The organism is Acaryochloris sp. IP29b_bin.148 (genome assembly GCF_028285565.1).
Lineage (GTDB): Bacteria > Cyanobacteriota > Cyanobacteriia > Thermosynechococcales > Thermosynechococcaceae > Acaryochloris.
Genome location: NZ_JANQOY010000225.1, coordinates 1 through 20,670 on the forward strand (window position 1 = coordinate 1; position 20,670 = coordinate 20,670).

General features: G+C 47.5%; 23 protein-coding genes. 15 read left to right on the plus strand and 8 right to left on the minus strand.

The window, feature by feature from the left end:
* Positions 1–155: 155 nt before the first annotated feature.
* Entirely contained in the window at positions 156–1,676 is a 1,521-nt protein-coding gene (gene crtH, locus Q0986_RS20225) for a carotenoid isomerase (RefSeq protein WP_299414921.1), read from the minus strand.
* 310 nt (positions 1,677–1,986) lie between these two features.
* Between crtH and upp the strand changes: the two genes are divergently transcribed.
* Both upp and Q0986_RS20235 read left to right on the plus strand, forming a co-directional pair.
* On the plus strand, positions 1,987–2,637 hold the full coding sequence (gene upp / locus Q0986_RS20230; protein ID WP_299414924.1) for a uracil phosphoribosyltransferase: 651 nt from the start codon (positions 1,987–1,989) through the stop codon (positions 2,635–2,637).
* Between the two features lie 174 nt (positions 2,638–2,811).
* Positions 2,812–3,105: a YggT family protein gene (locus Q0986_RS20235; RefSeq protein ID WP_299414926.1), complete on the plus strand. Its 294-nt coding sequence runs from the start codon at positions 2,812–2,814 to the stop codon at positions 3,103–3,105.
* Here the strand turns inward: Q0986_RS20235 and Q0986_RS20240 are convergent.
* Both Q0986_RS20240 and Q0986_RS20245 read right to left on the minus strand, forming a co-directional pair.
* The gene (locus Q0986_RS20240) at positions 3,102–3,551 is read right to left on the minus strand and encodes a hypothetical protein (RefSeq protein ID WP_366918642.1); all 450 of its coding nucleotides are present in this window, start codon (positions 3,549–3,551) and stop codon (positions 3,102–3,104) included. The two genes, Q0986_RS20235 and Q0986_RS20240, sit on opposite strands and share 4 nt — an antisense overlap.
* Before the next feature lie 215 nt (positions 3,552–3,766).
* On the minus strand, positions 3,767–4,120 hold the full coding sequence (locus Q0986_RS20245) for a hypothetical protein (protein WP_299414928.1): 354 nt from the start codon (positions 4,118–4,120) through the stop codon (positions 3,767–3,769).
* Positions 4,121–4,483: 363 nt separating this feature from the next.
* Here Q0986_RS20245 and Q0986_RS20250 point away from each other — a divergent pair, with 363 nt between their 5' ends.
* The 6 genes from Q0986_RS20250 to Q0986_RS20275 all read left to right on the plus strand — a co-directional run bounded on the left by Q0986_RS20250 (position 4,484) and on the right by Q0986_RS20275 (position 9,568).
* Complete coding sequence (locus tag Q0986_RS20250; protein ID WP_299414931.1) at positions 4,484–4,957, plus strand: hypothetical protein; 474 nt, start codon at positions 4,484–4,486, stop codon at positions 4,955–4,957.
* Positions 4,958–4,986: 29 nt separating this feature from the next.
* Positions 4,987–5,598 (plus strand): cupin, encoded by a 612-nt coding sequence (locus Q0986_RS20255; RefSeq protein WP_299414933.1) that lies wholly within the window; start codon positions 4,987–4,989, stop codon positions 5,596–5,598.
* A 12-nt stretch (positions 5,599–5,610) separates the two neighbouring features.
* Entirely contained in the window at positions 5,611–7,125 is a 1,515-nt protein-coding gene (locus Q0986_RS20260; protein ID WP_299414935.1) for a HAMP domain-containing sensor histidine kinase, read from the plus strand.
* Complete coding sequence (locus tag Q0986_RS20265; protein ID WP_010478060.1) at positions 7,122–7,796, plus strand: response regulator transcription factor; 675 nt, start codon at positions 7,122–7,124, stop codon at positions 7,794–7,796. The genes Q0986_RS20260 and Q0986_RS20265 overlap by 4 nt, the downstream gene beginning before the upstream one ends.
* Positions 7,797–7,956: 160 nt before the next feature.
* Positions 7,957–8,472: a DUF937 domain-containing protein gene (locus Q0986_RS20270; protein WP_299414941.1), complete on the plus strand. Its 516-nt coding sequence runs from the start codon at positions 7,957–7,959 to the stop codon at positions 8,470–8,472.
* Between the two features lie 31 nt (positions 8,473–8,503).
* Complete coding sequence (locus tag Q0986_RS20275) at positions 8,504–9,568, plus strand: ABC transporter ATP-binding protein (RefSeq protein ID WP_299414944.1); 1,065 nt, start codon at positions 8,504–8,506, stop codon at positions 9,566–9,568.
* A gap of 57 nt (positions 9,569–9,625) precedes the next feature.
* Here the strand turns inward: Q0986_RS20275 and Q0986_RS20280 are convergent, their stop codons facing one another.
* The 3 genes from Q0986_RS20280 to Q0986_RS20290 form a co-directional block, all read right to left on the minus strand.
* Positions 9,626–9,838 (minus strand): type II toxin-antitoxin system HicB family antitoxin, encoded by a 213-nt coding sequence (locus Q0986_RS20280; RefSeq protein WP_299414947.1) that lies wholly within the window; start codon positions 9,836–9,838, stop codon positions 9,626–9,628.
* A gap of 390 nt (positions 9,839–10,228) precedes the next feature.
* Positions 10,229–11,653, minus strand: a complete 1,425-nt coding sequence (locus Q0986_RS20285; RefSeq protein WP_299414950.1) for a hypothetical protein — start codon at positions 11,651–11,653, stop codon at positions 10,229–10,231.
* Between the two features lie 292 nt (positions 11,654–11,945).
* A complete protein-coding gene (locus tag Q0986_RS20290) occupies positions 11,946–13,133 on the minus strand; it encodes a DNA double-strand break repair nuclease NurA (RefSeq protein ID WP_299414952.1) in 1,188 nt (395 codons plus the stop codon).
* A 65-nt stretch (positions 13,134–13,198) separates the two neighbouring features.
* Between Q0986_RS20290 and Q0986_RS20295 the strand changes: the two genes are divergently transcribed.
* The 6 genes from Q0986_RS20295 to Q0986_RS20310 all read left to right on the plus strand — a co-directional run bounded on the left by Q0986_RS20295 (position 13,199) and on the right by Q0986_RS20310 (position 17,185).
* On the plus strand, positions 13,199–13,915 hold the full coding sequence (locus Q0986_RS20295; RefSeq protein ID WP_299414955.1) for a phycocyanobilin:ferredoxin oxidoreductase: 717 nt from the start codon (positions 13,199–13,201) through the stop codon (positions 13,913–13,915).
* Between the two features lie 361 nt (positions 13,916–14,276).
* Entirely contained in the window at positions 14,277–14,441 is a 165-nt protein-coding gene (locus tag Q0986_RS23075) for a DDE-type integrase/transposase/recombinase (protein ID WP_366918643.1), read from the plus strand.
* A 9-nt stretch (positions 14,442–14,450) separates the two neighbouring features.
* Positions 14,451–14,657, plus strand: coding sequence for an IS3 family transposase (locus Q0986_RS23080; protein ID WP_366918644.1), 207 nt, complete (start codon positions 14,451–14,453; stop codon positions 14,655–14,657).
* 252 nt (positions 14,658–14,909) lie between these two features.
* The gene (locus tag Q0986_RS20300; protein WP_299414957.1) at positions 14,910–15,428 is read left to right on the plus strand and encodes a pentapeptide repeat-containing protein; all 519 of its coding nucleotides are present in this window, start codon (positions 14,910–14,912) and stop codon (positions 15,426–15,428) included.
* Between the two features lie 285 nt (positions 15,429–15,713).
* Positions 15,714–16,073: a hypothetical protein gene (locus Q0986_RS20305; RefSeq protein WP_299414959.1), complete on the plus strand. Its 360-nt coding sequence runs from the start codon at positions 15,714–15,716 to the stop codon at positions 16,071–16,073.
* A gap of 173 nt (positions 16,074–16,246) precedes the next feature.
* Complete coding sequence (locus Q0986_RS20310; RefSeq protein ID WP_299414961.1) at positions 16,247–17,185, plus strand: pentapeptide repeat-containing protein; 939 nt, start codon at positions 16,247–16,249, stop codon at positions 17,183–17,185.
* 28 nt (positions 17,186–17,213) lie between these two features.
* On the opposite strand, the gene Q0986_RS20315 is transcribed toward Q0986_RS20310, so the two are convergent.
* The gene (locus Q0986_RS20315) at positions 17,214–18,614 is read right to left on the minus strand and encodes an alpha/beta fold hydrolase (RefSeq protein ID WP_299414963.1); all 1,401 of its coding nucleotides are present in this window, start codon (positions 18,612–18,614) and stop codon (positions 17,214–17,216) included.
* Positions 18,615–18,880: 266 nt separating this feature from the next.
* Between Q0986_RS20315 and Q0986_RS20320 the strand changes: the two genes are divergently transcribed.
* Positions 18,881–19,072, plus strand: a complete 192-nt coding sequence (locus tag Q0986_RS20320; protein ID WP_299414965.1) for a cold-shock protein — start codon at positions 18,881–18,883, stop codon at positions 19,070–19,072.
* Between the two features lie 220 nt (positions 19,073–19,292).
* On the opposite strand, the gene Q0986_RS20325 is transcribed toward Q0986_RS20320, so the two are convergent.
* Positions 19,293–20,670, minus strand: a 1,378-nt coding sequence (locus Q0986_RS20325) for a ferredoxin:protochlorophyllide reductase (ATP-dependent) subunit N (RefSeq protein ID WP_299414967.1), incomplete at its 5' end; no start/stop codon positions are given.

The window sequence follows — 20,670 nt, forward strand, 5'->3', positions numbered from 1 at the left end:
GTCTTTGCAGACACTAGGACCTGAACCTAGCGCGTCTACCAATTCCGCCAGTTCCGCTGGCTGTGCATTAACTGCGATTCACTATCATTCAACACATTATGGCAATCCGTCAACTCTAATCTTGTGTAATCCTGGCTAAAGCGGATCAGGTCTAGTCATAGTCTTAGATCTTTTGCCACCCGATGAGCACAGGCAAACCCCGAAAAAGCAACCGCATTTAGGCCCTGGCCTGGAAACGTACTATCGCCAACACAATATAAACCCGGAATGGCGGTGCGGTTAAAGGGCATGCCCACCAAACCCCAGAGTTGACGGCTAGGGATAGGGCCATAAGTTCCATCCTGACGACCGAGGAAACGGCGGTGGGTGCGGGGCGTGCCTACTTCCATATGGTGAATATGCTGGCCCAAGTTGGGGATAATTTGCTGTAATCGGCTAATGAGTTGCTGAGCAGCCTCTTGTTTTTGGGTGTTGTATTGAGTTTGGGAGCGCACCTGCCAATCCTTAACCCAGCTTGGCGTAAAGGCATGGACAATATGATGTCTGGGTGGGGCCAAAGAGGCATCCAACAGTGTGGGAATGGATACAAATACCGTTGCTCCAGGCTCAGCCATCATATCCCAGTCGCTCAACAAAATATGGTGACAATCTAAGTTCGCAGGGAGTGCCTCTGCTTCAACGCCTAAATGCAGGCTCAAAAAACTGGGAGATTTTTTGTAGCGTTGTCGCCACTTGGCTTCTGCAGGCGGAACTTCATCTACTAAATGGCCAAAGGTGTCCCAGCGGGTGGCGTTAGAAATAATTCGCTGGCCGCGATAGGTTTCTCCCGTCGCAAGTTCTACCCCGACGGCTGTTCCCTGCTCCAAGATAACTTTATTGACCCGGGCCCGATAGTGAATCTGACTCCCGGCCGCCTCTAATCCTTCCACCAGCTTGAGGGCAATTTGGCCCACCCCACCCTTGGGATAATTCACCCCGCCATAGTGGCGATCGGAGAACACCATGCCAGCATTAATCATTGGCGTTTGGGCGGCTGGCACCACTGACCAGCAATAGCACTCCATATCAATAAACTTAAGCAAAATAGGGTCTTTGATATAACGCCGAGCATAGTCCCCCACATTGCGGGGCAAATACTGCAATAGCCGAAAACAACTGCCCGGATGCTGCCAAAAAGACCGGGCGAGGTAGCCCAACTCTTCTAGAGACAGCAATTCCATACTGTTAAGGCTATTAAAGATTTGCCAGCAGGTGTCGTAAAACTGACGGATGCCATGGCGCTCATGGGGAAAGCGTGAAATCAGTTCTTGCAAAAACTTCTCATAGTCTCGATGCACCTTAAGGTCTAAGTTTTGGGGAAGATGGTAATGAATCTGAACAGGATCAGGAATAGTTTCGACCTGTTGATTCACAGCGGCTAAAGCTCTTGTTAACAGGTTGGTTGTGCCCCGATCGCCAAACCCAAAAATCATGGAAGCCCCAACATCAAACCGATAGCCATTGTGCTCAAAGTACCCTGCACTTCCACCTGGAATCAGATAACGTTCTAAAGCTAATACGTTTGCCCCTTTCGCCGCGAGCTGGGTCGCGGTTACCAACCCGCCAATCCCCGAGCCAATGACGATAGCATCATACTCAGTTGCCTGATCAGGAATATTAGGTAAGGAAGATGGCATAGGGCTAGCAGAATCGTTTCTACCATTATCCTGCCTGAACGAGAAATTTAAGCCCAATGCCTGGCGGCGGCAGTAGAAATAATCCACAAAAAAAATGGAACCAAGCTGCGCTAACGCCTTGGCCCCACCTGCCGAATCCTCTGAGAGGAGAACACATAGATAACTATAAACCAGTTAAGAGCTAATTGCAATTTATTCTCAATAATTTCCTGAAGCCCTGTGCCCCGCTACTCTGGCAACGGATTAAAAGTCGTATGATGAGTCAGGTTCAAGAACGAACTGCTTTACTCCCATCCTGTTTCAGTAACTTATGGCGCTTCAACTTCGGGTCTATGTTCCCCCCCATCCCCTGATTAAGCATTGGTTGGCAGTGGCGCGCGATCGCAATACCCCAGGGGTGATGTTTCGCACCGCAATGACTGAGCTGGGAAGATGGCTGACTTACGAAGTCATGCGAGAGTGGTTCCCCTCTGTAGAGACTACCGTTGAGACCCCTCTAGGTCCTGCTGCTGCTGCTGTAATCAATCCTGAGCTACCGGTTGCCGTGGTGCCAATCCTTAGAGCTGGACTAACGCTCCTGGAAGGGGCACAAAGTGTTATCCCCAGAGCCGCCACCTACCATTTCGGACTAGCTCGGGATGAAGAAACTCTCCAGCCGTACTGTTATTTGAATAAACTGCCTGACCAATTTCAGTCCCAGACACGCATACTCATCACAGAGCCGATGCTTGCCACGGGAGGGTCAATTATGGCAACGATGAAAGAACTGACCCAACGCCAAGCCAATCCAGAATTGATTCGCATTATCTCTGTCGTGGCAGCTCCCCCAGCCCTCAAACAATTGGGGGAGAACCATCCAACTTTACAAATCTATACTGCGACCATTGACGAGGGTTTAAACGAGCAGGGTTTCATTGTTCCAGGGTTAGGGGATGCAGGCGATCGCGCCTTTGAAACTTGAAGAAACAGGATCTTGAAAGCAGTCAATAAGCTGATTAGACCAGGTTGAGTGAGAAGTTATCCATGATAGATTCGGCAATTTCGCATCATGACCGTACCGATGACAATCGGCTCATCCGCTAAACTTGAGAATAATTAGTTTACCGTTACTACTGATCGCAAAAGATATACCGTTATGGCAGCCAGCGAAATCACTAGCTTAATAGCTTTAAGCCTGTTTAGATTTGTCCAAATCTACCTTGTTCTATTGATTATTCGGATCCTGCTCAGCTGGTTTCCTAATGTCGATTGGAGCAGTATGCCTTTCTCTATCTTGAGTCAGCTCACTGATCCTTATCTCAATATTTTTCGGTCCATCATTCCCCCCTTAGGAGGGATTGATTTTTCGCCTATATTGGGATTTTTTCTATTGCAAATCTTACAGAATGCCCTTCAAGGCTTTGCTCAACAAAGTTTTCCCGCTTTTTAACGGACTTTTGCGGCAAACCCACTAGCCTTAAATTGCTTTAGCTTCAAGGGAGTTTCTAAGGCATCGGGGACGCTTACTCTCAGTTCAAAAGTCCCTTTCCCCGGTTCAATAACATCAATGGCCCCTAACCGTCCCCGGTTTTCCATCGCTGGGTTGTTGTTAGCATCGAAAATACGGCCAAAAACATCTGCATCCATAACAGGTTTGCCAGACTTGTTAATGGTGGTGCCAGTGATAATGAAGCAATTCGCTAATCGCATCACGGGGCCACCACTAGTGACCGTTCCTTTGCCAATATCAGCAGGACACTCGTTATAGGATAAGTCCGTTAGCTCAATTTGGGTAACGGCCAATGCAGGTGGGCTGAACAAGGTGCTAGCAAACAATAGCAACCCCATTAATAAACAGGCAAACTTAGCATAAAAAGACATAGCGGTTGATTTCATTTAACTTAATCATTGAAAACAGTTTTGCTCTGCCCCATGTGCCGTTGCTGTGATCTTAAAAAATTTCAAATGTTATCAGAGCAAGGATCATATTTAGAACAAATCAGCAAATAGAACAGAGGTAGACACCCAAGCATCTACCTCCAGCATTCTATCGCTATCTGTCATCGGAATTGAGTAATGGCTCAATCAGCAGTCTTGGCTATGTAAGCAACTTACTGGCCCGCGCAGGGATCTGCCTTAGGCGCACAGGGATCTTCTGATTTTGGCGCGCAGGGATCTGCCTTAGGCGCACAGGGATCTTCTGATTTTGGTGCACAAGGATCTCCTGCCTTGGGTGCACAAGGATCTTCAGATTTTGGCGCGCAGGGATCTGCCTTAGGCGCACAGGGATCTTCTGATTTTGGTGCACAAGGATCTCCTGCCTTGGGTGCACAGGGATCAGTGGTTTCAGTGGTTTCAGTGCCGTTGTTGTCTTGGGCAGCACAAGGATTAGCGCAACCGATCACCAGGCCACCAACACTTAGCAGAGAAACAGTGGCAACCATTGCCATATATTTGACTTTCATTGATACTCTCCATGACGGATTAATTTTCGGTGCAACTAAAATTGCCTAGTTAATTGTTGCATTAAATGGAAATTTAGCTAAAAAAGGGGGGCTTTTGACAAGTCTTTCTAAGAAGTCATAAACCTATTCTTGATTGAGACTGACTAGTCTGAAATTCTCCTGAGAATGAGATTGGGATTGCTTAAGAAACGAGTGGATTGCTGGGTTGAAGGGTTTTATGTAAAGTCATAAAGCCCAGAGGGAGTCGACAACGCTGAATTCTCAGGGAAAACTTATTTTGTGGTCAGGGCGATATCATCTGTGCAATTTTAAATAATATTAGAACAGGACCTTACTTCAGTCCCCTTTTGGGGAGGCCCCCTTATGCAATCCAAGTTACTTCAGTACGGCAGTTTACTGATCTTGCTCTTTGTAGCCGGCTGTGATTCAGCCCCTCAAATAAGCGAGGCCGATCAACCGACTGAGGTGATTAAACTGACTCAAACGGGCTGTCAATTTTTGGAAACGGAATCTGAAGATTTCAAATTCAAAACAACGCAAGCAGATGACTGTAAGGAAGTGAACGCAAATACACTTGAAAAACGCAAAGCCGGGTTTAAGCCACTGGCGTTAAAGCCTGGAAAGTATATTTTCGAAGTCACCAATCGAGATGTTCCGTATGCCTTGGGGTTCTATTTGCGGGGTGAAGGTTTCAACCAAGTTACGTTACCCAAAGTGAGCGGCGGTGACCTCAATCAAGGACAAACTCAATCCTATGAGATTACGCTAAAACCAGGCAACTACGTCTTCAGTTGTCCGCTCAACCCTACTCCTGACTACCCTGTCATTGTTCAATAGATTTGGAGACCACTGTGTAGAGCGTCAAGATGATAGAGCAAGATTGGTTTGTTAATGATGAAGGCCAGGTACAGTCTTGGCCTGATCGCTCCTTACCTAATAAAAGGGCTCAAACGTATCGGCTATACCGGTTTTTAACTGAGGTCGAAGATATTCTGGCCATGACTGATCAGGATCAGGAGCGGCTGCAGGCGATTTATCCTTTAGTAAGGGAGTTGTTGACAGACTCGGCTTGGCTGCAATACGAGGTCCAACCCCCTGACCCTGAACAAGGCTGGTCGGTCACCATGCTCTACGATGAGCCGAATTTTCCACTGACGGTGCAAACCGTAGTTTGGCTACCGGGTCAAACCTCTCGGGTGCACAATCATGCCGCTTGGGGGGTGGTCGCCTTAGTGAGTGGCCAAGAGAAAAATACGTTCTGGCAGCGCACCCCCTCCACGGATCACCCCCACAAAATTGCGGAAATGGGAGAGTTGATCTTGAATCCTGGCGACACAATTAGCCTGATGCCCGAGGCTATTCACTGTGTAGAAGCCCTAGGGGACGAGCCTACAGTGACGTTTAATCTGTACGGGCTCTCGGATTATCAGGCTCGGTACGATTTTGATCCTGTTGCCCATACCGCCAAGTTATTCTGAGGGGTGGTTAACGTGGGTGAACTGCAGCTCAAATCTTCCCTTTGCCGGGGATGGCGAAACCTCTCTCCGCAGTTGCGCCAAACCATCAATCCAAGCTCACTTCAATTTCGGCTGACGGCTAGTATTACTGGCCTGATTGTTCTGGGACTCACTAGTGTTGCCCTATGGACTAGCTGGAAAATGCAGCGGACTTTGATCGCTAGCCATAAGCAAAAGATTGTGGATATTGCTGATCGCATTGCCGATGATGTGGTGCTCTATCAACAAGATGAAATGTTTACGTTGCAGAAGAGTATCGAAAAAGCGATTAACAATCGGTCTGGACGTAATTTGCTCCTTTGGGTCAATGATTCCCAAGGGAGTTTGGTCGCGACGTCTACCAACATGTCAAGTCCAGCATGGCAACGGTTTGAAAGTCCTAGCACGTTGGCAACAGCTTTTCGAGATAGCCTTGCCCCCAAGGTCTACCACATTCAAAATAGAGATTTTGTGGCCTGTCATAGCCCGCTTATCGTGGGTAATCGCCCCTTAGGAACGCTATTTGTCGCCCAAGATATTACCGAGGACCAACGCAAGTTTGTCGCGAGTGTGCAGTCTTTAGCCCTGGCCAGTTCCGTTGCTATTGTGTTGATCACGCTAGTATTGGCCTGGTATGTCCATCGATCTTTACGCCCTCTTTGCCAGATGGGCTTAATGACGAAAGCTATTTCGCCAGACGATTTGGGAGAGAAGAAGGTCGATATTCAGAATGCTCCCAGTGAAATCCAGGAATTAGCAGATACGTTCAATATGATGCTGGATCGCTTATCAGCAGCATGGCGAGAGCAGCAGCATGTGACAGAACGACAACGGGAATTTGTGAGTAATGTCTCCCATGAACTGCGGACACCGTTAGCGATTGTGCGGGGCTACTTGCAAAGCATTCAACGGCGGGGAGACAACTTAACAGAAATGCAGCGAGAAGCGCTACAAATCTCCACAGCGGAGGCGGATCTGACGATTCGTCTGCTGCAAGATTTGCTGTGCCTAGCTCGGGCTGATGATGGGTATATGCCGTATCATCTAGAAACGCTGATTCTCAACGATATAGCGGCAGAAGTCGTTAGTATGGCGGATAGGTTTAATCATCGTCAAATTATTTTGGAGGCTGAGTCTCCTTTAATTTCCATCTTTGCCGACGCAGATCGTCTCCAACAGGTATTGGTAAACTTAGTGGAAAATGCAATTAAATATTCAGAAGCCACCGAACCCGTTACTGTGAAGCTAGAACAACGGGAGGAATCCGCTTTGATTCATGTGTGCGATCGCGGCGATGGCATCCCTCTCAAGCAACAGTCCCGTATTTTTGAACGGTTTTACCGTCTAGACGAAGCCCGCGCCCGCTCCACGGGCGGAGCCGGTCTGGGCCTGTCCTTAGTTAAAACCTTCACCGAAGGCATGGGAGGACACGTAAATGTTCTTTCCCAAGAGGGTGAAGGCAGTACCTTCACCGTGACGTTACCCATATCTCCTGAAGCAAAAATATGACAGCACATATTCTCCTCGTTGAAGATGAAACCAAACTGGCTCAATTTGTTGAGATGGAACTGACCCATGAGGGGTATCAGGTGACCGTAGCCAATGATGGGATTGGCGGACTCACGGCGGCTCGGGAGTCTCAACCGGATTTGATTCTCCTGGACTGGATGTTGCCTGGGTTCTCTGGGGTCGAAGTCTGTCGCCGTCTGCGGGCCACAGGCGATAAAGTGCCCGTCATTTTGTTGACCGCCAAAGATGAAATTAGCGATCGGGTCGAAGGGCTAGATGCCGGGGCAGATGACTATATGGTGAAGCCCTTTAGCATCGAAGAGCTGTTAGCCAGGGTGCGAGCCCACTTGCGGCGGACCCAAGAAGAAGATCCCGATGTTCTCGAATTCTCCAACCTGACCCTGAATCAGCGCACTCGTGAGATCTTTCGGGGCGAACGGTCGATTGAATTAACGGCCAAAGAGTTTGATTTGCTGGTGTATTTGATGATGCATCCTCGCCAGGTATTGACGCGCGATCGCATCCTCGAACAGGTCTGGGGCTATGACTTTATGGGGGACTCTAATATCATCGAGGTCTATATCCGCTACCTCCGCCTCAAACTCGAAGAGAACCAGGAAAAGCGCTTGATTCAGACCGTCCGGGGCGTCGGTTACGTGATGCGAGAGTGAGTCACAATTGCGCCAGCAAAACGTAACGTCCAATGAAGGGATACGCACCAAACTTGATCCCAGGAATGCTCACCCCTTAGGATGAGGCTCAGTTATCGATCATTCTGGGCTGAAGTAGGATGCTTCAATCCAATCCTTATCCTGAAGCTGATAAATACCTATGGGACTTTTTGATCAAATCGTTAGCGCCATTGATAATCCAGCCTTGCAGGCCAATACGGGCCAATTGGGCAATATTCTGAATACGGTGCAACAGCTGAGCCAACAGCAAGGCATGAACAATGGCTCCACGGAAGCGGCCATGTCTTTGCTGGGGAATCATGTTCGGTCTGCCTTAAAGTCCCAGTCTGCGGACCAGGCCCAAGCCCTCGTCAACCAATACAGTGGCACTCGCGCCAATGGAGCTGCGGTGAATGCCCTATTTTCTGCCAGTCAGCAACAACAAATTGCCCAGGAAATTGCTCAGCGGACGGGCTTAAGCAGCAGCTTTATTCAGGGGTTATTGCCGACACTGGTCCCCATCGTGCTGAATTTACTCCACAGTGGTTCCTCTCAAGCGCATCCCCAACAGGGATCGAATCCCGTTTTGAATCAGTTTTTAGATAGTGACGGGGATGGTGATGTGGATGTCGCCGATGCCCTCCGCCTAGCTGGAAATTTCTTAGGTCAGCGTTAACTCTTTACCCCTCTAAATTCCCCTCAACACTATGGCCAAACTTGAGATCAAACACCTCAATAAAACCTACAACTCCAAAGTGGTTCCAGTCAAAGACCTCAGCCTCACCGTAGAAGATGGTGAGTTTTTAACCTTATTAGGTCCCTCCGGTTGTGGGAAGTCTACAACGCTACGGCTGATCGCGGGGTTAGAACAACCCACCCGTGGGGAAGTGGTGATTGGCCCCGATGTGGTGACGAACAAAAGCGCAGGCGATCGCGATATTGCCATGGTGTTTCAAAGCTATGCGCTGTATCCCCATATGAATGTCTACGACAATATTGCCTCGGGCTTAAAGCTACGCAAAATGCCCAGCCCTGAGATTCAACAACGGGTGGCCGAGGCCAGCCGGGCACTCGAATTAGATGATCTAATGCGGCGCAAGCCTGGACAGCTCTCTGGCGGACAACGACAACGGGTGGCCTTGGGACGAGCCTTAGTGCGCAACCCTGCCGTATTTTTACTCGATGAGCCTCTAAGTAATTTGGATGCGCTATTGCGTGAGCAGGTCCGGGCTGAGCTAAAGCAGTTATTTGAAAAGCAAAATGCTCCGGTGGTCTACGTCACCCATGATCAAACGGAAGCGATGACCTTATCGACCAAGGTGGCAGTGCTGTATCAGGGAGATTTACAGCAGCTTGCTCCTCCTCAAGAGATTTATACCTATCCAGCTAATCAATTTGTAGCGGGGTTTATTGGCAGCCCCCAGATGAATCTGTTGACGCTTAGATGTGAGAATCAAGCAGCCCTTCTGGGTAATCATCGAATCCCTCTGCCCAGTGGAGTCAGCAATCTGCGAGAAGTCGTGCTGGGCATTCGTCCCGAACATATTCGGTTGGCAACCCCTACCGACTCGATTACCGTTGCAGGCCAGGTGTTCTTAGTGGAAAACTTAGGTATGAGCAATCTGCTCAGCCTTAAGGTTCAAGGCGGTGAAGAGACGCTAAGGGCATTGTTACCGACGGATCAAACGTGGTCGGGAGAGTCTCTTTCCCTGGCGCTACCTGCTGATCAACTTCACTGGTTTGATGTCCAAACCCAAAAACGGTTGCAATGAAATTATGGGCCATTATTTTAGTGTGCAGTGCTGGGTTAGAGAACCGAAACTAAAGAGTTAGGCTGCTATATCAACATACACTGGTGTACTTGCTGGCTGAGGAACAGAAAATCCTTCTAGCTTTAATCCTTCAATATGAAATAAAACTGCTTCTCGCATGTTTTGCTCAACTTCCTCTTGAGTACCTCCAGTGGCAACACAGCCAGGGAGATCAGGTGAATAGGATGAAAAGCCTGTTGGAGTAGGTTCAATGACAACTAAGTATTTCATTTAAGCCCTGCCTGCTTGAGGGTACTATTTTCTGTACCGGGCGCGAGATCGTCGCATAGTTTACCAGCTATGGTAACTAAAACCTTTTTGGTTAGATGTTTAAACTATCGGTGGTCGCCTCACATTCGTACTTGGTACCAACCATCATCTTTTACTAGCTTAATCGTCTCTTTTACCTTATGCATTATAAGCAATCACCTCAGAAACAGAAGTTGGAGAGATACAAGACGTGAAAACGAAGCAATCAAAAGCTTAGAAACGAAATCGAGATGTAGATAAAGGTGAGGAGTGATGGGCTTTAACGTCTCAAATCAGAGGCGGCAGAGAATGTTGATAAGGATATCGATTATTGTATCCGTCCTCTGCATTTGAATAGCTAAGTTGCTAACACTACTTCACTTTACTGGCAGAAGGAAAGATTCTTCCATCAACAACGAAAATTTCTGGTGCTCTTTTACCATTAGCCACTTGAGTTTTCCTAAACTTAATCAACTCTTCTAAGGCTTTGATAGATTCAGTGGTCCTGATAATTAGGAAAATACTGTACTGCGTTCTTTCAGCAGCATCATATATAGGTAGTTGTTTCTCATAGCCTGAGCTAATGTTATTTGACGTGTACTTTATCTCAACATTGACCCGAGCGTCGTAACCACGAGAAATCTTGAAGTCAACAGGCCCTCGACCTGCATTGGGCTCTCTATTTAAATCTAGATTATGAGCGCCGCAGTAAGCATCAGCTATACCAAAGAACAGCAGCTGTGCAAAACGTTCATTCCTCAGTTTTTTTGACTCATCCCAAAAATGCACAGATAATCCATTATCCTCAACCAAAACCTTAAAGTGCCTACATATCTTAAGAACTAGTTGAAGAATATTTTCAGGAGTTACTTTGTCTATCCCTAATATAAGTGGATAAAGATTAACGTATTCTCTTGCAATATCATGCCAAATAAGTTGACCTGACGGATCTTTGTCAAAATCATATTTTTTCGGAGGATTTCTTTTATATTGCTCTACTAAATCTTGAAGTACTTCAGGATGGTCAAGAAGAATATACTTCAACTCACGCTTCGTTATCCTCCTTCTTTTTCCCGCCTCATCCTTCCAAGAATCGCCAATGATTTCATTCACGCGATTACGTAAATCTAGATTATGAGCGCAAACTCTATCAATATCATCCCAACCGTTTGCTACAGGAAGATCATTTAGAATCTCATAAGGAATCAATACTGTAGGGCGATTACTACCAGGAATAGCTGGTAGAAGAAATTCTGTTCCGCGCGCTTTTGCTCGACAGGTATTTAAATTAAGCTTTTTTGCAACTTGCTCTGAGTATTTTAATAAGTCTAGCAAGATTATATGAATCGCCATATCGCTGATTCGATCAGCACCAATATTTTCTTCAATAAGCCCAACCAGTTCAAAAATAACTGGATCGGTTATGCCTGCTTGTATAATTTCCCAGGCTGTATTTGTTAGATTGAGTGCAATCCCTGATCCGATACCACTGCCTGAAGTACCCTCTGTTGAGTAACCTAGAGACACGAATGGCAGTTCTGGAAATATTAATTGTTTGTGGGCAGCACGAAAGAACCTATCACTAGAAGATTTTGTTGCTTTTAAGAGATGAACGATTTTCGTGAAATGGGTCTTGAAATTTAGATATGAGTTCCCAAGTTCTGGTACTTTGGTACTTTCAAGCAGATGCGGATCAACATAGAATTTCGAGTCAAGATCTATAAATCCGTTGAACACGCCCTTTTTTTTTGGATCTTCCTCAGCAACCCCAAAAACCTCACTTATTTTTTTAGGCATAAAACTTCTGCCACTACTGCTAATAGTTTAGCGTTCCAATTTAAAAGCAGTACAAATATCCCAATACTGATTTTCTAGTCAATCGCCAATGTTATCGGAGTAATACTCTTACCCTTACTTGAGGCGACCTAACTATTAATTATACGGATGACGGCTGATAACTCCGGCTGGAGAGGTATTATCCGCCAACTACCGTATAACTCCGAAATATGGACATTATCAAGCCAACGCTGGATAAATTAGCGATTATCACAGTCTGCATCTTGTGATGGGATTTGGCTAAAAAGACCGATTAATTTCCGCGTCGCAGAACTTTGCTGATCATTTTCCGCGAGAACCGCAGGTTGATCTCTTCCTTCTCAGCCCATTCTTGCAGGAGGCGGAAGAAAATTTGGCGATCTTCGGCTTGGAGTACAGCAACGCGATCGGCAGTTTCAATCACATAGGGATAGCCGCCACCAATAATCACCTCTCCCCGGACAAAATCTAAAACCGTAGAGTGGAGGCCAGCCTCATACAGCCAAACAGGCATTTCAATCCGGGCAGGGAAACCTTCGTGGGTTTTCAGGTAGGTAAAGGCGATGGATTCCGCCTGGTTTCCGTAGTCTTGAAGGATACCTTGATGGCTGTTTTCACCTTTGCGATCGCAGCGAAATAACGGCGTGCGATCGCCCCAATCCATATTGACCCCTAACAAAGCAGCATCATTCAGGGACGGAGCTTCAGGAAGCTTTTTCAAACAATGTAAAAGCTGCACTAAATCTCGTGCCCGAGACGTATCAATATAGGCCACTAAAGGAACTTGGAAATGTTCACTGGCCTGTAACAGTTCGACTAACTGCTGAACGTAAAATTTTCGGCATTCCGCATCAAACTTTTCCGCAAAGGTGGCAACGAGTGAACCATCCAAAAAAACTAAACAATCTGAACGATTGGTATGGCCCTCTATAAATTCGATCATGCGCTGGATTTCCATGCGGAAGCGGTGCATATTCACCAGCCGATCCATGGGAGTACTGCGATCTTGAGGCTTTAGATCCTCTGGGGATAACACCTCTAGACGCACATCCTTGTCATAGCTGCCCAAGGGCAAATGAGGATTTTCAAACCAGCCCACTTGCACCATCCCGATCGGAATAGAAATATCTTTGCTGGGATAGACTTGAGACCCATCCACTGCAAAGGTGGTAATTCCCATCAGCCGTTCTCGCACCCATTCCAAGCTCTGCTCGCGGCTGGACCACTTGAGTTTGGAGGCAATCACCCAGTTAGGACTCTCCCCTAATCCTTCTAGTGGACGGCCCCCTGGATTCGGGTGATCGACTAATGCTTCGATGATTTCGGTATCAGGCTGTTGGGCAACCTTGCTTAATGCTTTACGATATTTTTCTAATACTTTGAGGGTTGTTTGGTGAAAATCTTGGAACTCAGTCTGTTTTTGATCTAACGCTTGTAAGATTTCAGACGGCTTGAGTGGCATGGTAAACCCTTGTTTTCAGCCTATTTTTTTTACTCTACTACCAACTGGCAGAGAATTTTGTATCTATGTCTTTACGTCAGCAGCAGCATCCGCTCATTCGGGAATGGGCCAATCGCATTGAGGATATTTGGCAAGAATATTTAGACTTATCTGACTATCCACTCCCCCCAGAATTCGGTCATGTGGAAGGACGCCTCGAAGGGGAGTTCTTGGTCATCGAAAATAGCTGTTATCAGGCTCCTCCTTTCCGGAAGCTACATTTGGAGTTGGCCCAAGTGGGAAAGGGACTGGATATTTTGCATTGTGTGATGTTTCCAGACCCCAAGTATGCCCTGCCGATGTTTGGTACTGATTTGGTGGGGGGACGAGGGGGGATTAGCGCTGCGATCGCAGATCTGTCTCCAGTAGGAGCTGACGGCAAGCTATCCCCTGCCTACCAAGAGCATCTGAGCCGTTTGCCCAATCTAACGTTTGCCGAACCACGGCAATTACCCGCATGGGGAACGATCTTCTCTGAATTTTGCCTGTTTATTCGACCCCAAACCGCTGAAGAAGAAAGCCAATTTTTAGATCGGGTATCAGCCTATTTACGCTGGCATTGTCAACAAGCAGTTGCGAGTCAACCGGTGCTTGATTCTGGAGTTGCTCAAGTATTGGCGGGACAGCGACGGTACTGTCAGCAACAACAACAGAACGACAAAACTCGACGAATTTTGGAAAAAGCATTTGGAGTGGAATGGGCAGATCGCTATATGACGACGGTTCTCTTTGATTGCCCATAACATTTGCAGCACATGGGATTGTGCGGATTGGCAATCTCAATTACCAACACCCTATCTCCGGCGGCTCCTTGGTATCTGCTGAGCGACAAGAGCTCAACCAATTGCGTCGAGACCTCCAACGTGTTCAGATGGAACGAGATTTCCTTACAAGGCAGCAACCTTCTTTGCTCAGGAAAGCTCAGACCCTATGAGTGAATTGAAGCAGAGAAGGTAAACTTCCCCATTGCCTTGATGTGTCAAGTACTCAAGTGATCCAGAAGTGGCTACTGTACCTGGGTGAAGCGAAAGCCCTCCCCGCGAGTCAGGAGCATGCAATCTTGTTAGACCGGATTCAACAGATTCATGATGCGAGCGGACAGAGTTGGTTCTCAATACCTTAGAGGCTGCCTTAGGACAGCGGATACCAGCACAAACTGGATTAATCTTTCATTCTGACCGAGACAGTCAATATGCCAGTGGGGACTATCAACAGGCTTTAATCAAGAAGGGGATAACTTGTCGTATGAGTCGTCGAGCAAATTGCTGAGATAATGCGGTGGCTGACAGCTTTTTTGGGCCCCTTAAAGCTGAGTGGATTGATCCCACAACGTTCGCTAATCGAGCGATAGCTAAGACGACTATTGCAGAATGGATAGAGGTGTTCTACAACCGACAACGCCTTCATTCAACGATTGGATATTGCGCCCCTGCACAATTTGAAGAGGATTACTGGTGGATACGAAACCAAACACTTGCAGCTTAAATTAACTGTCCACTTTTTCGAGTACAGGTCACAACCTTCGAGACTTGTTGGTGACTCGACAGGGCTTTTCCGACCCTAACCCGTGGCTCTCTGATTGGGATGCACTGTTTGATTTCATGCTTACCGAAGGGGCTAACTCCATTTGAAATTCCATAATGAGAATTGCTGCTCAAATTCGCATCAGCCCGATCACCCCCCCAAACAAATGCGAAGATGAAGAATGAATGGAAAAATTTAGTCTGATATAAATTGATGAACCCAAGAATTAAGCCTTGGTTGCGTGCTATTTCGATTGTCTTTGCAGTACTGTGGTTAGCTGGTTCCTGCTTGGTGCACAACAGTCAACCCGCCTGGGCAGATGACGGTGCTCAAAATTTCACCTTTGCGGACCTGCGCTACGAAGACTTTGCCAACAAAGATTTTGAAGGCGCATCTTTGGCAGGCGCTATTTTATTGAAAGCCAACTTAGAAGGTGCCAATCTCAAAGGCACTATCTTAACAATGGCGACTTTCCAGCGTTCTAATTTGACTGGTGCAGACTTAACAGAGACCTTTGCCGATCGCGTCCTCTTTAACGAGGCGGATTTGACCAATGCTATCTTTACGGATGCCATGCTCACGAGTAGCAAATTTTACGAAGCCACTATCACAGGGGCCGACTTTTCCTACGCCTTTTTAGATCGGGAACAAGTCACAATGATGTGCGAATATGCTGATGGCGTTAATCCTGTGACTGGGGTTTCCACTCGTGAAAGTTTAGAGTGTCCCTAGTATTCATCGTTCAGTCCAACGTCTTGCAGCATATTCAAACCCTCTAAGTGGGGGATGGTTGGTCCGACTGTTAATCTTTACAAAACCTGGTAACCTTCTTAAAAAAGATTTAAGATGGGCTGCTTTACCTGTGTGCCCTATAACTAAACTTTATAGCGCCCTAAACACGAATTAATATTCTGAATCGAACTTTCTCATTTATGATCAAAGAAGTGATTGTTCTTATTAAATCTTTAGATCGCCTATTTAATAAACATCCTTAACCGTTGTCTAGGGAGTCAACTTATGGCTACATCCGAGAAAAAAACTGAAGAAGGTGCAATTGAACTCTACCAAACGCCACCACTACCTTCCAATCGCCCTATTGCAGCTAGAACACTGGAAGTGGTGGATACCTCAAGTTTGCCTGGCAACCGTCCTATCACTGCGGTTCACTTAGAGGTGGTGGATACAGACACGCTGCCCAACCATCGCCCCATTATTCGCTCTGGGTTAGATATTGTCGATGAAGAGAGCCTGGCCGGGAATCGCCCAATTGTAAACATGGGGTTGCCCTTGGTCCCCTCCCCTAACCTTCCCAACAACCGGCCAGTTGCGACTGAGCCTATCTACGATCCTGCGGATCTAATGGGCTATCTCGACTAGTCGTTCATTAAGCTTAATAATACGGATAATTGGGCTAGGTTGTAGATGGCTAAGGGACCTAGCCTACGGATTGCCCTTTTCAAAAAAGACCTGACAGAATAAAGTAAGGTGACTTCCGCTTTAACTTTGCTAAGTGTAAAGGATTGCCCAAGCCCCTTCTTCTGTAATTGAGTATGCCAAATCTCAATGAATGCTATCGCACCTTAGAACTAAGGGTTGGCGCGTCTCTAGAAGAGGTTAACCAGGCCTATAAAGATTTGGTCTTCGTTTGGCATCCCGATCGCATTCCCGAAAGTCGCGATCGCCTTCACCAAAAAGCAATCATCAAACTCCAAGAACTCAACGCAGCCCGCGAGTATTTGCAGGCATATCTTCAGCGTCGGCAAAATCTACGCTCAGCCCGTCGTCCTGCCCAGAGAGCAGCGGCAGGCCAGGCATCAGCATCAAGTCCCCCTCCCAAACAGACCCAGCGAGCCTCTCGCGCCTCCCGAGCCAGTCAGTCTCAGTCAGCCAAGAATTTTCGGCAACGCACCAAGTCTACTCAGCCTCCATCCCGGTCTTCTGCTCCGCCGCCCAAAAAGCCAGTAGCCCCAACGCCACCTTCTCAGCCACCTTCGTCATCTCCATCCTCTCAACCTCCAGATTCTGCGGCGAAACGGGCTGCTAAACGATGGCGAACCGGACGAGCGGCATCCAAGCAGACGTCTGCACCTGCTACTCAGCCCGCAACCTCCTCCCGCCCCTTAACGCCAGATCACAGTGGCGTAGACTGGCATGGAGCAGATTTACAAGAGCGTGATCTGTCTGGGCGCAATCTCAGTCAGGCGAATTTAGCCCATGCGAATCTCAAGGATGCTTTCCTGCATAAAGTGAACTTATCGGGCGCGAATTTAGCCCATGCGAATCTCACTCGTGCCAACCTTTTGCAGGCGAATCTTACCCATGCCAACCTGCGAGGCGCAAACCTTGCCTGTGCCGATTTAAGTGGTGCCGATCTAAGAGGGGCCGATTTTACGGGGGCAAATATGGGGATTGGGAAAAAGGTCATTGTCAAGCTGACTGGGGCTAATCTTTCGGGAGCGATTATGCCCAACGGTACGATTCATACTTAAGGCCCCATCACAGTCTTGTAGTGAGACTTTAGCCAACCATAGGGAAGGCCGCTACCAAGGTCCAACCAAAAAATAATGCACCACCCACTCCATAGCTCCAGACATCTTTAACTTGAGCTGCCACAAAGGAGAGGATGCCAAAAATAATCGGGAAGATAGGCAACAGCAAAAAAATAAATCCCAGTTGAGGTAGCAGGCTAATCGTCAAGATTAATCCCCCAATCAACACAATATTTTGGCCTAACCACCATAGAATGCGCTTGCCGGTACTGACCCCCTGTTGAGCAAGACCTGACGCTAAAAACCAAGGTAAACAAGCCAGGGACAATATCGGCCATAATTTCAAACGGGCAGGGATTAACCACCATTGCAGCCAAACCACCTGAGCCATTGCCCCAAAGGCCAACCACAACAGGATAAACACCAGGATCCCTATGCTAAGGGCCTGAGGTGAGGGGAGTTGATCTTTTTGCCGAATATTTAACGGCCATTGATTTTGGACGCCTAACCAAACCAGTCCTCCGAATAAAAACCAAATTCCGAGAGCGCCTCCAACTTTTAACCCTCCTAAGTTTTCTAACGCCACTCCGGGGCTGATCAGATTCACCCCGGCAGTCGCAGCGAAAGGAGCAGCTAGCAGCCCTCCCCAGCGTCGCCAAGGTGTTCGAGAGGTTCGCGCAGCAGGAGGGGCAAAGGTGGGCACGATGGCTGCAATGGCCATCAATCCGCCAATCAGGTGTAAACCATACCAACCCATGCGTCGGTCCACATAGCTGCTGGGATTGAACTGGTTAAAGGTTTTGTTGATCCACTTCAGGGCACTTTGGTGGCTGATATCGCTAAACAGAATCGTAATATGTTCAACCTTCGGAACAACAATCAGCGAGCGGCCCTTCCCCTCAGCCAAATTTTGATTTTCCCCGCCAGCCGTTTGCAGCAGTTTACGGGCACTGTCGACAAATTGGCCTTCTCCACTACCCGCCTGAAGCAGCAAATTGGCAGGTTTATCCGCCGTTACCTCTGCGCGGGTGGGTGAAACGGCAATGGTAGCGGCAAAGCGATCGCGTTGTTCGATACTGGCCGTCATCACCGCACTGCTGCCCATGGAATGCCCTAAAATCGCCAGTCGGTCTGGATCCACTTCAGGTTGTTTAGTCAGGGCTTGATAGGCCACCTCTAAATCCGGCTGTAGGGTCTCCATATTTAAGGGAGCAGGATTAGCACCATGGCCACTAAAATCCCACAGCAGGCTGGCATATCCTGCTTGGGCAAAGGTGTAACCATACCCCAACATCAGCTGCTTAGACCCGGCAAAGCCATGGGCAATCAGGACTCCCGGCACTGGATCGCGATTCTTAGGTGCCATAAAGATCATGGGAATATCCTTCGCGACCAAAGAACGGACCACCAAGCCTGAACGGGCTCTCATCACCCCCAACCACGATATTGCAATAAGTATAATTGCTGTAGCTAATATCAAAAAACGCTGACGATTCATAAAAAATTGAAGAAAGAACTGATAAACATGGACATTTATTCTGTCTATACCACTGCGTTCGAGTTTTTTCTCCTATAATGTGCTGAGTCTCTGATCCTATGGAATGACTCAGTGTCGAACCCCATAGCCAATATTGAAGAAGACTCGTACTTCTTGAGAAGGGATACATACAACATCGGCTAATTAAAGAGGAAATAATGGCAAAAGGTAAAGTGAAGTGGTTCGACGCCCAAAAAGGATACGGCTTCATTGAACAAGAAAGTGGTGGGGATCTATTTGTACACCACTCAGCCCTGAGTGAAGAATCCTTAGCAGAGGGTCAAACCGTTGAATTTGAAGTGGGTGAAGGCCGCAAAGGTCCATGCGCGGTAAATGTCAAGGCTGTATAACCTTGAAATCAATGCCTCAGTGAAGGTTACTTAACCTTCCTGCTTTGAAAATAGACTTTAATAACCTGTCAAATCGCATTTTATCTGCGCAAGCCAGATAAAATGCGGCTTGTCTCGTTTGCCTTCAATCAAGGCCCATTCAGAATTCAAGTCAGGCAAAGCAAAAGTCCTCTGCAATTTATTGCAGAGGACTTTTAACTGAGGTGGCGGTAAAGTAACTCTAAACCTTAGCTTCTTCCTTAACCAGCTTGTCCCAACCGAGATCTTTGAGGGAGTTGTTTCGGCGCATTGGACGGGTTACCAGCTCTAGAATGTCACGGGCATTTGTAAATCCGTGAATCTGGGCAAAGGTAAACTCAACAGACCACTTGGTATTAATGCCCCGTGCTTCTAGTGGGTTGGCATGGGCCATCCCCGTAATCACTAGATCGACATCCTGTTCATAAATCCGCTGGACCTGATTGTAGTTGTCGGGTTTTTCGACAATCTTGGGCATGGGCACACCCATATCAATACAGGTTTGTTCCAGGAACTTCAGCTCTGCCCCCTGATAGCGCTTATCCATATAGGGGATGCCAATTTCGGGACAGGTCATGCCGCAGCGAATTAAGAAGCGAGCCAGGGACACTTCCAACAGGTTATCTCCCATGAAGAAGACTGATTTTCCCCGAATCAGCTCGATATAGTCTTCTAAGTTAGCCCAAATTTTGGCTTCACGCTCTTCTAATCCCTTGGGTTCAATTTCTAATACCGAGCAGATTTTCTCAATCCAGGCCCGACTCCCATCAGGACCGATTGGGAATGGTGCACCGATCAGCTTACACTTGCGTCGTCGCATCAATGTGGTTGCCGTACGGCTCAAGAAAGGATTAACCCCTGCCACGTAGTAGCCTTCATCAATGACCGGCAATTCTGTAAATCGCTTAGCGGGTAACCAACCATTGACTTTGATCCCTTGCTTTTTCAGTTCCAAGGTCAGTTGGGTCACCACCGGATCGGGGAGAGACCCAAACATCACCAAAGGCGCGTGGTCATGGTACTCAGATTCTTCGGCAGCCACATCTTCTTTCTTCTTGCCGAAATTGAGGAGAGAGGTGATGGCATTACCACGCTCTTGTTTTTCGGATTCCTCAATAACAGCATTTCCCTTTGGACAGCGGTGAGCCATTGCAGCTAGAACCGTATCTTCCCCTTGGGTGAAAGCATAATCTAGGCCATTAGCCCGAGCCACCACAATGGGAATATCCAGTTCGGATTCTAGGCGAGGGGCCAACCCTTCCAGGTCCATTTTGATGATTTCGGTGGTGCAAGTGCCAATCCAGACGATGACACTAGGGTTGCGATCGCGCTTGATCTGCATGCACAATCGCTTCAGTTCTTCATAGTCATTGAGCTTGGCGGAAATATCCCCTTCTTCTAGCTCGGCCATAGCATAGCGAGGCTCAGCAAAGATCATCACTCCCATGGCATTTTGCAAGAAATAGCCACAGGTTTTAGTTCCAATTACGAGGAAGAAGCTATCTTCAATTTTTTGATAGAGCCAGGCTACACAGCTAATGGGACAAAAGGTATGGTAATTCCCAGTTTCGCATTCAAAA